Raw genomic sequence first — 13,435 nt, 5'->3', positions numbered from 1 at the left:
GTCCCGCACCGTTACCGGAAGGTTCCCCACGTGACTGAGATCGAGATCGGACGCGGCAAGCGCGGACGGCGGGCCTACGCCTTCGACGACATCGCCGTGGTGCCCAGCCGTCGCACCCGTGATCCGAAAGAGGTCTCGATCGCCTGGCAGATCGATGCCTACCGCTTCGACCTGCCGTTCCTCGCCGCGCCCATGGATTCCGTGGTCTCCCCGAAGACCGCGATCCGGATCGGTGAGCTGGGCGGCCTCGGGGTGCTGAACCTCGAAGGGCTGTGGACCCGTTACGAGGACCCGGAGCCGCTGCTCCAGGAGATTTCCGAGCTGGAGGTGTCCTCGGCGAACCGCCGGCTTCAGGAGATCTACTCCGCACCCATCCAGGAGGAGCTGATCGGACGGCGCCTCAAGGAGGTGCGGGACTCCGGGGTGGTGACCGCGGCCGCGCTGTCCCCGCAGCGCACCGCGCAGTTCTCGAAGGCCGTCGTGGACGCGGGCGTGGACATCTTCGTGATTCGCGGGACCACCGTCTCGGCCGAGCATGTCTCCAGCGCTGCCGAGCCGCTGAACCTCAAGCAGTTCATCTATGAGCTGGACGTGCCGGTGATCGTCGGGGGCTGCGCCACGTACACCGCGGCCCTGCACCTGATGCGCACCGGCGCGGCGGGTGTGCTGGTGGGCTTCGGCGGCGGCGCCGCCCACACCACCCGCAATGTGCTGGGCATTCACGTGCCGATGGCCACGGCGGTGGCCGATGTCGCGGCGGCCCGCCGGGACTACCTGGACGAGTCCGGCGGTCGCTACGTGCACGTGATCGCGGACGGCGGGGTCGGCTGGTCCGGTGACCTGCCCAAGGCCATCGCCTGCGGATCCGACGCGGTGATGATCGGCTCTCCGCTGGCCCGCGCGAGTGACGCGCCCGGCCGGGGCCATCACTGGGGCATGGAGGCCGTGCACGAGGACGTGCCGCGCGGCAAGAAGGTCAACCTGGGCACGGTCGGCACCACGGAGGAGGTCCTCGCCGGCCCCTCGCACACTCCTGACGGGTCGATGAATTTTTTCGGCGCGCTGCGCCGCGCCATGGCCACCACCGGCTACTCGGAGCTCAAGGAGTTCCAGCGGGTCGAGGTCACGGTTTCCCGCTGACCTCGACGCTCTCCCCGGGCGGGCAGACGTTCCCGCCCGGGCCTGCCCGGGTCCGGGCACGGGCCCGGCAGCGTGCCGGCCACCCCCGCCGGGCCGCTGACGCGCGGATCGCGGCCCGACGGCGGGGTCAGTCCAGGGAGCGGCCGGACGGCGAGGTCGGCCGGTTGTCGCTGTCCTCGTCGTCGTCGCCTTCGATGTAGATGTCGTTGACGCTGATGTTCACTTCGACGACGTCCATGCCGGTGGTGCGCTCCACCGCTGTGATGACGTGTTCCCGCACCTTCTGCGCAACTTTGTGGATGCGCTCGCCGTAGTCGACCACGATGACGAGGTCGACTGCGGTCTCAGTGGTGCCCACTTCGACCGACACGCCGCTGGTGGCCGCGGTGCCGCCGCCCATCGCCTGGCGCATCGCGCCGATCCGCTGCGCGGTTCCGCTGCCCATGGCGTGCACGCCGGGCACCTCACGGGCGGCCATTCCGGCCGTCTTCGCGACGACGGAGTCGGCGATCGTGGTGGTGCCGCGCTGCTCCGGAGAGCCTTCGATCTCTGCCATTACTTGTACCTCCTGCGCGACCGCGGGGGGTCCGCTCAGCAGACGGACGGCACTCACCGGCGGCGCGGAGCGTCACCGGCGAGTGCGATGACCCTTCCATCGTGCAACGGATCGGCGCGTCACGCGCGCCGGACGGTCCACGGATGTGGCGCCGGAGGGCGTTCGGAGCGGCGCCGCGGTCACAGGCGGTGCGCGGCCCCGGCCGGGGTCGCACCGCGGCTGTCGAGAAACAGCGGAGCCTTGGCGGCCAGTCCCTGCAGGTCGTAGGTCCGGTGATTCTGCAGCAGCACGGTCAGGTCCGCGGCGGCCGCTGCCTCGTAGAGCGAGTCGGCGCGCGGCACCGGCCGGCCGGCGATCCGCCACTGCGCGACATACGGATCGTGGAAGCTGAGCCGGGCGCCGAGCTCGAGCAGCCGGGTGGCGATCTCCCGGGCGGGGGCGCCTTCCTGGTCGGGCAGGTCGGGCTTGTAGGTGACGCCGAGGAGCAGCACGCGCGCGTTGCGGGCGGACTTGCCGTGCTCGTTGAGCAGCGCCGCCGCGCGCCGGGTCACGTAGCGCGGCATGCGTGCGTTGACGTCCTGGGCCAGCTCCACCATGCGCAGCGGGTGTCCGGGACCGCGGCCGGAGTGCGGCAGGCAGCCGGGGTCGACGGGTACCCCGTGGCCGCCGACCCCGGGGCCGGGCCGGAAGGACTGGAAGCCGTACGGTTTGGTCTCCGCGCAGCGCAGCACGTCCCACAGGTCGACACCCAGGTCGTGGCAGAGCACCGCCATTTCGTTCACCAGCGCGATGTTGACGTGCCGGAAGTTGGTTTCCAGCACCTTCGCCGTCTCCGCTTCCTTCGGGCCCCGGGCCCGTACCACCTTGTCCGTGAGCCGTCCGTAGAAGGCGGCCGCCGCTTCCGTGCAGGCGGGGGTGAGCCCGCCGATGACGCGCGGGGTGTTCGCGTAACCGTGGACCCGGCTGCCGGGGTCGAGGCGGCCCGGGGAACAGGCGAGTGGGAAGTCCCGCCCGGCGCGAAGTCCCGAGCCGTCCTCCAACAGCTCCCGCAGCATGCCTTCGGTCGTGCCGGGGTACACGGCGGATTCCAGCACCACGAGGGTGCGGGGCCGCAGCCGGGGGCCGAGGTCGCGGGCAGCCTCCCGGACTCCGGTGAGGTCGAGCGCCCGGTCCGGGCCGAGCGGAGTGGGAGCACAGATCAGCGCGGTGCGTACGCGGTTCAGCTCGGCGGGGTCGCTGGTGGCGGTGAAGCCGGCGGCCAGCATCCGGCGGAGCTCGGCCGCGGTCAGGGAGCCGTCGGCGGGCGGGCGGCCGGCGTTGAGGCCGGCGGCGACGGCCGGGTCCCGGGTGTAGCCGACGGTGTCCATGCCGATGGCGGCGGCTGCCTGGGCACCGGGAAGGCCGAGGTGCCCCAGGCCGAGGACGGCGAGATCTGCGGGCATGAGCGGCGAGCCCCTTCCCCGGACGGGTGGAGAAAACGTAAGAGTCAGCTTAAGCGGATATATGACAGATATGGTGGATTGTCCCCGGGGGTGCTTCCAGCGGCGGCAAAAAGAGCGTGCAATGGGGGAGCATCGCTTGCAGGCTTCAACGACGAGTGCGGGAGGCAACGGTGAGAACAGCGACACTGGGACCGGCGGAGCGAACCGAAGCTCTGGCCCGAATGGCTGACCGGGAGCTGGACGTGCTGGTCGTCGGGGGTGGGGTGGTGGGCGCCGGCACGGCCCTGGATGCCGCGACCCGCGGGCTGAGCACCGGCCTGCTCGAAGGACGGGACTGGGCGGCGGGTACCTCGAGCCGGTCCAGCAAACTGATCCACGGCGGGCTGAGGTACCTGGAAATGCTCGACTTCGGTCTCGTCCGGGAGGCCCTCAAGGAACGCGGTCTGATGCTGGATCGGATCGCCCCGCACCTGGTGAAGCCGGTGCCGTTCCTGTATCCCCTGCGCCACCGCGGCTGGGAACGGTTCTACGCGGGGTCCGGTGTGGCGCTCTACGACGCCATGGCGCTGTCCTCCGGGCGGGGCCGCGGCCTGCCCGTCCACCGTCATCTGTCCCGTCGGCGGGCGCTGCGGATCGCCCCGGCCCTGAAGAAGGACGCCCTGGTCGGCGCACTCCAGTACTACGACGCCCGGGTGGACGACGCCCGGCATGTCGCCACCCTGGTGCGCACCGCCGCGGCGTACGGCGCGTACTGCGCCAACCGGGCCAGGGTCACCGGCTTCCTCCGGGAGGGCGAGCGGGTGGTGGGCGTCACCGTGACCGACCTGGAGGAGAGCGGCGGCCCCGACCGCTTCCGCACCTACGAGATCCGGGCCAAGCAGGTCGTGAACGCCACCGGCGTCTGGACGGACGACACCCAGCGCATGATCGCCGAGCGGGGGCAGTTCCACGTCAACGCCTCGAAGGGCATCCATCTGGTGGTGCCCAAGGACCGTATCCACTCCGCCACCGGGCTGATCCTGCGCACGGAGAAGAGCGTGCTGTTCGTCATCCCCTGGGGCCGCCACTGGGTGGTGGGCACCACGGACACCGCCTGGGACCTGGACAAGGCCCATCCGGCGGCCTCGAGTGCGGACATCGACTATCTGCTGGAACGCGTCAACTCGGTGCTGGCCGTGCCGCTGAGCCGGGACGACGTCCAGGGGGTGTACGCCGGTCTGCGCCCGCTGCTCGCAGGGGAATCGGAGGCCACCAGCCAGCTGTCCCGCGAGCACACCGTGGCCCATCCGGTACCGGGCCTGGTGGTGGTCGCCGGCGGCAAGTACACGACGTACCGGGTGATGGCCAAGGACGCAGTGGACGCCGCGGTGCACGGGCTGGACCACCGCGTGGCGGAATGCTGCACCGAGGACGTTCCACTGGCCGGAGCCGAGGGCTACCACGCGCTGTGGAACGCCCGGGCCCGGATCGCCGCCCGGACGGGGCTGCACGTCGCCCGGATCGAGCATCTCCTCAACCGTTACGGCTCGCTGATGGACGAGGTCCTGGAGCTGGTCGAGGCCGACCCGAAGCTCGGCGAGCCGCTGCCCGCAGCCGACGACTACCTCAAGGCCGAGATCGCCTACGCGGCTTCGCACGAGGGCGCCCGCCACCTGGAGGACGTGCTCACCCGCCGCACCCGGATCTCGTTCGAGACCTTCGACCGCGGCACCCGCAGCGCCCGGGAATGCGCCGAGCTCATGGCCGCGGTCCTGGGCTGGGACGAGGAGCAGATCGCACGCGAGGTGCAGCACTACCTGAAGCGGGTGGAGGCCGAGCGCGAGTCGCAGCTCCAGCCGGACGACCAGACGGCAGACGCAGCCAGGCTGGGGGCTCCGGACACCGTGCCGCTCTGAGCCGTTCCGCCCCGTTCCGTCGTGATGCGCGTCTGTCGGGCCGTCAACCCGCCGCCGGACGCGCCGTGCCCCTGCGGTTCGATGGCCACGCCCATGGGTGACAATGTGCGGGAAGCCGGAGGGGACACCACGCATGGGCCAGGACAACGGGGACAACGAGGCGCACGTCGGCGACCCGCGGGAGGACGGGCCGCAGGACCGGGTGCCTCCGGACAGCACGCCGCACGACGCCGCACCACCGCAGGACACACCGCAGGAGGGCCAGGACCGGCCGTCCGCACCGGGCCGCGACGAGGCGCCGACCGCGGCTGCCCGGCTGCTGGCCGGCCGGTACCGCCTCGGCACCGTGGTGGGCCGCGGCGGCATGGGCACCGTATGGCGGGCCAGGGACGAAGTGCTGGGCCGATGGGTGGCGGTGAAGGAGCTTCGGCTGCCGGTGGGCATCGACGACTCCGAACGGAAGCGGCTGGTCACCCGCACCATGCGGGAGGCCAAGGCCATCGCCACCATCCGCAGCCGGGGCGTCGTCACCATCTACGACGTGGTCGACGAGGGCGCGCGGCCGTGGATCGTGATGGAGCTCATCGAGGGCCGTTCCCTGGCCGAGGTCGTCCGGGAGGACGGCCCGATGCGCCCCCGGGAGGCGGCCGAGACCGGTCTGGCCATCCTCGAGGTGCTGCACGCGGCCCACAAGGCGGGCATCCTGCACCGGGACGTGAAGCCGTCCAACGTGATCATCGCGGACGAGGACGGCCGGGTCGTGCTCACCGACTTCGGTATCGCCAAGGTCGAGGGTGACCCCTCCATCACGTCCACCGGCATGCTGGTCGGTGCCCCCTCGTACATCTCGCCGGAGCGGGCCCGCGGTGACTCGCTGGGCCCGGCCGCCGACCTGTGGTCGCTCGGCGCCCTGCTGTACTGCGCGGTCGAGGGCCGCCCGCCGTACGACAAGGGGGGAGCCATCGCGACCCTCACCGCGGTGATGAACGAGCCGGTGCAGACCCCGCGGTCGGCCGGGATCCTGACGGAGGTCATCACCGGACTGCTGGCCAAGGAGCCGGACGAGCGGCTCGATCTGGTCCGCACCCGGGTGCTGTTGAGAGAGGCCCTGCGCACCGGTGCCGCGCCGCAGGAGACGGCGACGACGGCGCTCTCCGGCTCCGCCGCGCGCCGGAAGCAGACCGGCACCCCGGACGCGGCCGGCACCGCGGCCACCGGCCCGGAGCAGCATGGCGGCTCGGAGTCCACCCCGCCCGCCACCCCGCAAGCGGCAGGAGGCACCTCCGGGCCGGGATGGTTCCGGCGGCAGCGCTCGCTGCTGATCGCCGCGGTTGCCATCGTGCTGCTCGGTCTCCTCAGCGCCGCGGTGGCCAACACGCTGACCGGCGGCGGGAGCAGCACGGACAGCTCCACGGGGGGCGCGGCCGGCGGCGCGGACGACGGGGGTGACGAGGACGGCAAGGGGGACGCAGCGGACCGCGAGGAGGACGGCGAGGAGGACGGCGGCGCGGACCCGGAGGACGGGGCGGACCCGGAGGCCGAGGACGGCTCCGCCGACTCGGGCGACTCCGACGAGGACACCACCGGACCACCCGTCACCGCTCCGGAGAACGACCCCGACGGGACGTTCCCGCCGGAGAGCCCGGAGGGCTTCGACCGGGTCGTCAACCAGCAGTTCCAGTTCAGCATCGAGCTCCCCGAAGGCTGGGAGCTGATCCGCATCGCCGGGCGCAACTCCGGGGCTGTGTACGGCGCCCCGGGCGGCGGACCACCCAAGGTGCAGGTGGACTTCAACAACGCTCCGACGGACAGCGCCGAGTCCGCCTGGCGCAGTCTCGAGCCGGCGGTCCGGGACGGAAGCTCGGAGTACCGCGTCATCGGCATCGCCCCCGTGGTCGACTGGCGGGAGTACCCCACGGTGGCCGACTGGGAGTTCGAGCGGACCGAGGGCGGCGAGCGGGTGCGGGTGCTCAACCGCGGGTTCCGGGTGGACTCGGGCCGCGGCTACGCCATCATGATCACGTGTGTGGCGGCGGAGTGGGACGGGCAGGAGTGCCGAACGCTGCGTGACACGGCGTTCGCCACCTTTCAGCCGTTGGAATGAGCCGTCAGGACACCGGGCACGGAAGGCAGTATGAACCCGGGGCGCCGGACTGTGGGCGCGGTGTGCCCGCGGCACGTATCGTGAGAGACCGGTTGCCCACCGGCACGCGATGAGGGGAGGCGTCGTGGACACGTACGCGGGGCGTCTGCTCGCCGACCGGTACCGCCTTCCGCGGCCGCCGTCCGAGGAGTACGAGCTGGTCGAGACGCGGGCTTTCGACACCGCGAGCGGCCAGGAGGTCCGGGTCCGGCAAGTTCCGCTGCCGGAGGTCGTGGACGCCGAGCTGCTGGACGGGGATCGGCCGGGCGGGCCGCACGGGAGCCGGGGGCCGGGGTCCGCGGCCACCCGCACACCTGACGATCCCGTGGTGCGACGGGCCGTCGAGGCGGCTGCCGCCGCGGCGAGCATCCCCGATCACCCCCGTCTGGACCAGGTGTTCGACGTCTTCGTGCAGGGCGACGGCCTGTGGATCGTCAGCGAGCTGGTGAGTGCCCGTCCGTTGGCGTCCCTGCTCACCGAGCAGCGGCTCAATCCTTACCGGGCGGCCGAGGTGGCGGCGGATCTGCTCGCGGCCCTCCGGGTCGTGCACGCGCACGGCTGGACACACCGCAACCTCACCTCGCGCACGGTCCTGGTGTGTGACGACGGCCGGGCACTGCTGACCGGGCTGGCCGCCGGTGCGGCCGAGGAAGTGCTCTGCGGGTACGACCCGTTCCCGGCGGACTCCGCCCGGCCCTCCGACGGCCTGCCGCCGGGTGGTGACGGCGGGCCGGCTGCCGGGGAAGCGGACCCCCAGGACCGGGCCGGGCACCAGGACTACCACGTCCACCGCGAGCCCGCCGGCCCCCGTGGCCACCACCAGCCCGCCGGCCACCACGAGCCCGGCGGCCACCAAAGCCGGGCCCTCGACGCGTCCCCCGGGCCGGCCGAGGCCGTCGGTCCCGGCGGGCAGCATGAGCGCGAGGCACTGCCTCCCGCCGAACGGCACCGCCCCACGGAGCATCCGGCGGCGGAGGAGTACCGGCTGCCGGGCCCTCCCCACGGGGACGCACCGTCCGGGGAACGGCCCTCGGGCGGAGCGGCGGAGCTCGTCGCGCGGGTCCGGCAGCAGGGCGGTCTGCCGGACCGGGAGACCCCGGAGGAGCCCAGGAGCGGCGGCTTCCCCGCCGCCTGGGATTTCGAGGGCGACCGGGGAGCCGGCCACCGGCCCTCCCCGGCGGCCATCGAGCGCGCCGCGCGGAGCGGGGCCATAGCCGCCTACCGGGCGGGCACCCGGGCCGGCGCGGATGCCGCCGGGAACAGCACCTCAGGCAGCACGGCCGCGGCCCGTCATCTGCGGCCCGCCGATCAGAGCGGGCCGCCCGCCTCGCCTGCCCCGCAGGACCGGGCCCGGCCGCTGCCCGGCCCGGCCGGCCGCGGCTCCGGTCCCACCGAGCTGCCCGGCGCGCGGCGTCCCAGCAGCCCGGTGCGCACGGGCTGGGAGAACATCCCGGTCCCCGCCAGGAACGCCGCACCGGAAGCCGCGCCCACCCCGGCCGGCCGGCGGCCCCCGTCCGCGTCCCCGCGGTACCGGGGCCCGGACACCGCGCTCGCCGCGGAGCGGGCCAGGCAGGCCCGCATGACGACAGTCGGCGCGGTCACCGAGCGGTGGGCGCCCGAGCAGGCCGGGCCGGTCCACAACCACTGGCAGCTGGCACCCCCGGTCGGCCCGGCCGCCGACCTCTGGGCGCTGGGCGCGCTGCTCTTCCGCGCGGTGCAGGGGCACCCTCCGTACCCGGAGGACAGCACGGCCGAGCTGGTGCAGGCGGTCTGCGGAGAGCAGCCGGCCTTCGCCGAGGAGTGCGGCGCGCTGCGTCCGGTGGTCGAGTCGCTGCTGCGCCGGGACCCCACCGAGCGCCCCGACCCCGAAGAGCTGCGCGGCTGGCTGCGCTCGATCATCCGTACTGCCCCGGAGCCGGAGGTGGGGCGCCGCACGGTGACCGCTCCGGCGATGCTGGAAGCGGGCCGGCCCGCTGACCCCCACCGGCTTCCCGTGGTGCGCCGGCGGGGCGAGATGGTGTCCAAGCGCAGGAACCGGCGCCGGGACCGCGACCCGCGGTGGCTCGGCCGGACGCTGCTGATCCTGCTGCTGCTCGGGGTCGGGGCCGCGATGGCCTACGCGCTGCTGTTCCTGCCGGAGTCCGGCTCGGAAGGGAGCGGCGAGCCGGGCGGACAGCCCGCGGGGGAGGGTCCGGTACCCGACCCGACCGCCACCGAGGGGGTTTCCGGCACGGCGGACCCGGAGCCCACCGAGACCTCGGAGGAGACGCTGCCGGAGGGCTTCACGCCGGTGGACGACCCGGCCGGCTTCCGGCTGGCGCTGCCGGACGGCTGGGAGCGCCAGGGTGAGCCGGCGGACGGACAGGTCCGTTACACGGCCGGGGAGCTGGAGCTGCTGGTCGTCCCGGGACGGGACAGTGCCGAGGAGTTCGGCGACGATCCCATGCAGTATCAGCTGGGGGAGCTGGCCGAGCTCCGGCCCTACTACGAGGACACCTACTCCTCGGCCGGGAACCTGCGGCGGACCGAGGTCGGTCAGGCGTCGATCGCGGAGGGGGTGTTCACCTGGCGGGACGGCGGGGAGCAGGTCGCCTACAACCGCGCCACGCTGATGGGCGGTCACTACCACGTGGTGCTGATGCGGGGCCCGGAGAGCAGCCGGGATGCCCTGGACGAGGTCTTCGAGGTGGTGGCGGAGAGCTACCGGGTCACAGCCGGGTGACAGTCCCGCACCACCGTGCATCAGGCCCGGGGACTCTGTGGTGGTGCGGTCGGCCGACGCGATAGGCAGGGACCATGGCAGACGAGCGGGGACAGGCGGACGATCCCACCAGCTACGGTCTCCAGCCCGCCGCGGGGCCGGCCGGACCGGCCGCGGGTCCGGCGCGGTCGGCGGCCGCCTCTCCGCGGGCGGACCCGGCTGCCACCGCGCCGGCGGGGTATCCGGCGGCGGGCGGTCCGGCGGACGGTCCGGACCGTCCGGACGGGGACGGGGCGCCGCAGCGGGTCGTCGGCGGCCGGTACCGGCTGACCGGTCGTCTCGGGCACGGGGGGATGGGCACCGTGTGGCGGGCCCGGGACGCGGTGGTGGGCCGCGAGGTCGCGGTGAAGGAGCCGCGGGTCCCCGGCAGCATCACCGACAGCGAGCGGGAGAACGTCCACCGCCGGATGCGGCGCGAGGCGCGGGCCGCGGCCCGGATCGGTCATCCGTCGGTCGTCACGGTGTACGACGTGGTGATCGAGGACGGCCGGCCGTGGCTGGTCATGGAGCTGGTCCACGGAGAGTCGCTGGCCGAGGTGCTGGAGTCGGGGACCCTCGGCGTGCGCGAGACGGCCCGGGTCGGGCTCGCCGTCCTCGGGGCGCTGGCCGCTGCCCACGAGGCGGGAGTCCTGCACCGGGACGTCAAGCCGGCCAACGTGCTGCTGGGGCGGAACGACCGGGTGGTGCTCACCGACTTCGGCATCGCCCAGGTGGAGGGCGAGCAAGGGCTGACCGACACCGGAGCGTTCGTCGGCTCGCCGGAGTTCACCGCTCCGGAGCGGGTGCTGGGCCGCAGGCCCGGACCCGAGTCGGACCTCTGGTCCTTGGGCGTCCTGATGTACGCGGCCCTCGAGGGGTTCTCGCCGTTCCGGCGCTACACCGTTCCGGCGACCGTCCAGGCCGTGCTGACCGCGGATGCCCAGCCGCCGGCCCGGGAGTCCGGGGAGCTGGGCGCACTCGTGCTGCGGCTGCTCAGCAAGGAGCCTTCAGCCCGGCCGGCCGTCGCCGAGGTCCGGGAGACGCTCCTCCGGATCCTGGCCCCGCCGCCCGCCGAGCCGGTTGCCACCCGGGGCTACCCGGCCCAGGGGGGTGAGAGCGGTGACGGCGGTGACGGCGTCCCGGGCAAGGGGGGCCGTGGCCGGCGCCCGGGGCGCGGAGCGCGGCTGACTCTGGCCGGCGGGCCGGCCGGAGCCCTGGTGCTGGTCCTCCTGTTGCTGGTGGCCGACCCGTTCGGCCGGGGCGGGCTGCCGGAGGGCTGGGAGCTGCGAGAGGAGGAGGAGCCGGGGGTCACCTGGGCGGTCCCCGAGGGATTCGTCCGGGACTCCGCGGAGGACAGCTCCTGGATCCGGTACACCTCACCGGACACGCTCTACGAGATCCAGCTCTGGTACCGCGAGGAGGAGGAACGCGACGCACTCGCCGCGGCCGCCGGGCAGCTGAGCCATCTGCGGGAGAGCAACGCCCGCGACACCGGCATGGAGGACGTGACGGGCCGCTTCTACGAGCGTGACTTCCACGACTACGACGCCGCCGAGATGGAGCTGACCTCCGTACCGCACCGGTCGGAGGAGGGAGCGCCGCGCGTGCAGCGCCGGGCGCTGTTCCTCACCCGCGAGGAGACGGACCGGATGTGGCGGGTGCAGGTGGTGATGCCCGGCGAGGAGGGCGCGGCCAAGGCTTACGGCGAGGAGCTGTACGAGGAGGTGCTCACCCACCTCGCCCTCGATGACGCCCAGGAGCCCGGGGAGGGGGACTGAGGGGCACGGCGGCGCTCCGCGCACCCGGCCGTCCGGACACCGGGAACCGGATTTCTGCCAGTGATCACTGGCGAGATTCCGGAAAAGTGGTTACCGGCGGGTAGGCAGCGGGCGTCGTCGGCCGTACTCTCCGCCTATGACGACTGCGCAGGACGACCCCCGGACCCTGGCCGCCGGACCCGTCACCCCGGAGCTGGTGGCCCGGCTCACCCGCGGGGTGACGGGGAGCGGCCGTACGGTGAACCACACTCCGTTCACCGGGCTGGAGCTCGCCGAGCTGCCCGAGGCCACCGTCGAGGAGGTCGCCGACGCCTACCGGCGGGCCCGGCCCGCCCAGCGGGCCTGGGCGGCCCGGCCGGTGCGTGAGCGGGCGGCAGTCCTGCTGCGTTTCCACGACCGGCTGCTGAGCCGCCAGAGCGAGATCCTGGACCTCATCCAGCTGGAGACCGGCAAGGCCCGGCTGCACGCCCACGAGGAACTCCAGGCGGTGTGCGTCTCGGCCCGGCACTACGGCCGCAAGGCACCGGCCTATCTGCGCCCCAAGCGGCACACCGGGGCCATCCCGCTGCTCACCCAGGTCCGCGAGCTGCGCCGACCGCGCGGCGTCATCGGGCAGATCGCACCGTGGAACTACCCCCTGGAACTGTCCGTCGGGGACGCCCTGCCCGCCTTCGTCGCCGGCAACGCCGTGGTCATGAAGCCGGACACCGAGACCGCGCTGACCGCGCTGTGGGCCCGCCGGGAGCTGATCGCCGCCGGCCTTCCGGAGGACGTCTGGCAGGTGGTCCTGGGCGAGGGGCCCGTCGTCGGCCCGGCCGTGGTCGCCCACGCCGACTACGTCTCCTTCACCGGGTCCACCACCACCGGCCGTCAGGTCGCCCAGGGTGCCGCCGCCCGACTGGTGGGTGCCAGCCTGGAGCTCGGCGGCAAGAACGCGATGCTGGTGCTGGAGGACGCCGACCTGGACAAGGCCGCGGACGGTGCGGTGCGGGCCTGCTTCTCGTCCGCCGGACAGCTGTGCATCTCCGTCGAGCGGCTCTACGTCCACGAGGCGGTGGCAGGGCCGTTCCTGCGGCGCTTCACCGAGCGGACCGAGGCCCTGCGGCTCGGAACCGCCCTCGACTACGGCACCGACCTGGGCTCGCTGGTGTCCCAGCGGCAGCTCGACACGGTGATCCGGCACGTCCGGGAAGCGGTGGACCGGGGGGCGACGGTCCTCGCCGGCGGCCGGCCCCGCCCCGACGTCGGCCCTTACTTCCACGAGCCGACCATCCTCGAAGGAGTCAACTCCTCGATGGCGGTGTGCGAGGAGGAGACCTTCGGCCCGGTGGTCTCCGTCTACCGCTTCACCGATGACCAGGACGCCGTCACCCGGGCCAACGACACCCCCTACGGTCTCAACGCCTCGGTCTGGTCGCGGAACGGCCGCCGGGCCCGGCGGATCGCCCAGCAGCTGAACAGCGGCACCGTCAACATCAACGAGGGCTACGCCGCCGCCTACGGCAGCGCCCAGGCCCCGATGGGCGGCATGGGCGACTCCGGCCTCGGCCGGCGCCACGGTTCCGAGGGCATCCACAAGTACACCGAGGCGCAGACCATCGCCCAGCAGCACCTGCTGCCGATGGCCCCCTCGCTCGGGATGGACGACCGCCGGTACGCGGCCTTCATGTCCCGCTCGCTGAAGGCACTCAAGACCCTGCGTTTCCGGTAGGCGCGCACCCGCTCCCTTCCCCCGTACAGG

At 73.5% G+C, this 13,435-nt stretch carries 8 protein-coding genes; 6 read left to right on the top strand and 2 right to left on the bottom strand.

Features of this window, described 5'->3' with window-relative positions:
• Nucleotides 1-30 precede the first annotated feature (30 nt).
• On the top strand, nt 31-1,140 hold the full coding sequence (locus PJ985_RS07485; RefSeq protein ID WP_271682787.1) for a GuaB3 family IMP dehydrogenase-related protein: 1,110 nt from the start codon (nt 31-33) through the stop codon (nt 1,138-1,140).
• Between the two features lie 127 nt (nt 1,141-1,267).
• On the opposite strand, the gene PJ985_RS07480 is transcribed toward PJ985_RS07485, so the two are convergent.
• Nucleotides 1,268-1,696 (bottom strand): Asp23/Gls24 family envelope stress response protein, encoded by a 429-nt coding sequence (locus PJ985_RS07480; protein WP_271682786.1) that lies wholly within the window; start codon nt 1,694-1,696, stop codon nt 1,268-1,270.
• Between the two features lie 179 nt (nt 1,697-1,875).
• A complete protein-coding gene (locus tag PJ985_RS07475; RefSeq protein ID WP_271682785.1) occupies nt 1,876-3,138 on the bottom strand; it encodes a nucleotide sugar dehydrogenase in 1,263 nt (420 codons plus the stop codon).
• Between the two features lie 170 nt (nt 3,139-3,308).
• On the opposite strand from PJ985_RS07475, the gene PJ985_RS07470 reads away from it, so the two are divergent.
• The 5 genes from PJ985_RS07470 to PJ985_RS07450 all read left to right on the top strand — a co-directional run bounded on the left by PJ985_RS07470 (nt 3,309) and on the right by PJ985_RS07450 (nt 13,405).
• Nucleotides 3,309-5,033 carry a glycerol-3-phosphate dehydrogenase/oxidase gene (locus PJ985_RS07470; protein WP_271682784.1) on the top strand — a complete coding sequence of 575 codons (1,725 nt, stop codon included), beginning with the start codon at nt 3,309-3,311 and terminating at the stop codon, nt 5,031-5,033.
• Between the two features lie 133 nt (nt 5,034-5,166).
• Nucleotides 5,167-7,137, top strand: coding sequence for a protein kinase domain-containing protein (locus PJ985_RS07465; RefSeq protein WP_271682783.1), 1,971 nt, complete (start codon nt 5,167-5,169; stop codon nt 7,135-7,137).
• Nucleotides 7,138-7,261: 124 nt separating this feature from the next.
• Nucleotides 7,262-9,898: a protein kinase gene (locus PJ985_RS07460; protein WP_271682782.1), complete on the top strand. Its 2,637-nt coding sequence runs from the start codon at nt 7,262-7,264 to the stop codon at nt 9,896-9,898.
• A gap of 74 nt (nt 9,899-9,972) precedes the next feature.
• Nucleotides 9,973-11,694 (top strand): serine/threonine-protein kinase, encoded by a 1,722-nt coding sequence (locus PJ985_RS07455; protein WP_271682781.1) that lies wholly within the window; start codon nt 9,973-9,975, stop codon nt 11,692-11,694.
• Nucleotides 11,695-11,830: 136 nt separating this feature from the next.
• Nucleotides 11,831-13,405: a succinic semialdehyde dehydrogenase gene (locus PJ985_RS07450; protein ID WP_271682780.1), complete on the top strand. Its 1,575-nt coding sequence runs from the start codon at nt 11,831-11,833 to the stop codon at nt 13,403-13,405.
• Nucleotides 13,406-13,435 lie beyond the last annotated feature (30 nt).

It is taken from the genome of Streptomyces sp. ACA25 (assembly GCF_028200735.1).
Classification (GTDB): Bacteria; Actinomycetota; Actinomycetes; order Streptomycetales; family Streptomycetaceae; genus Streptomyces.
The sequence above is the reverse complement of the archived record's forward strand: the minus strand, read 5'-3'. Positions and strand labels throughout refer to the sequence as shown.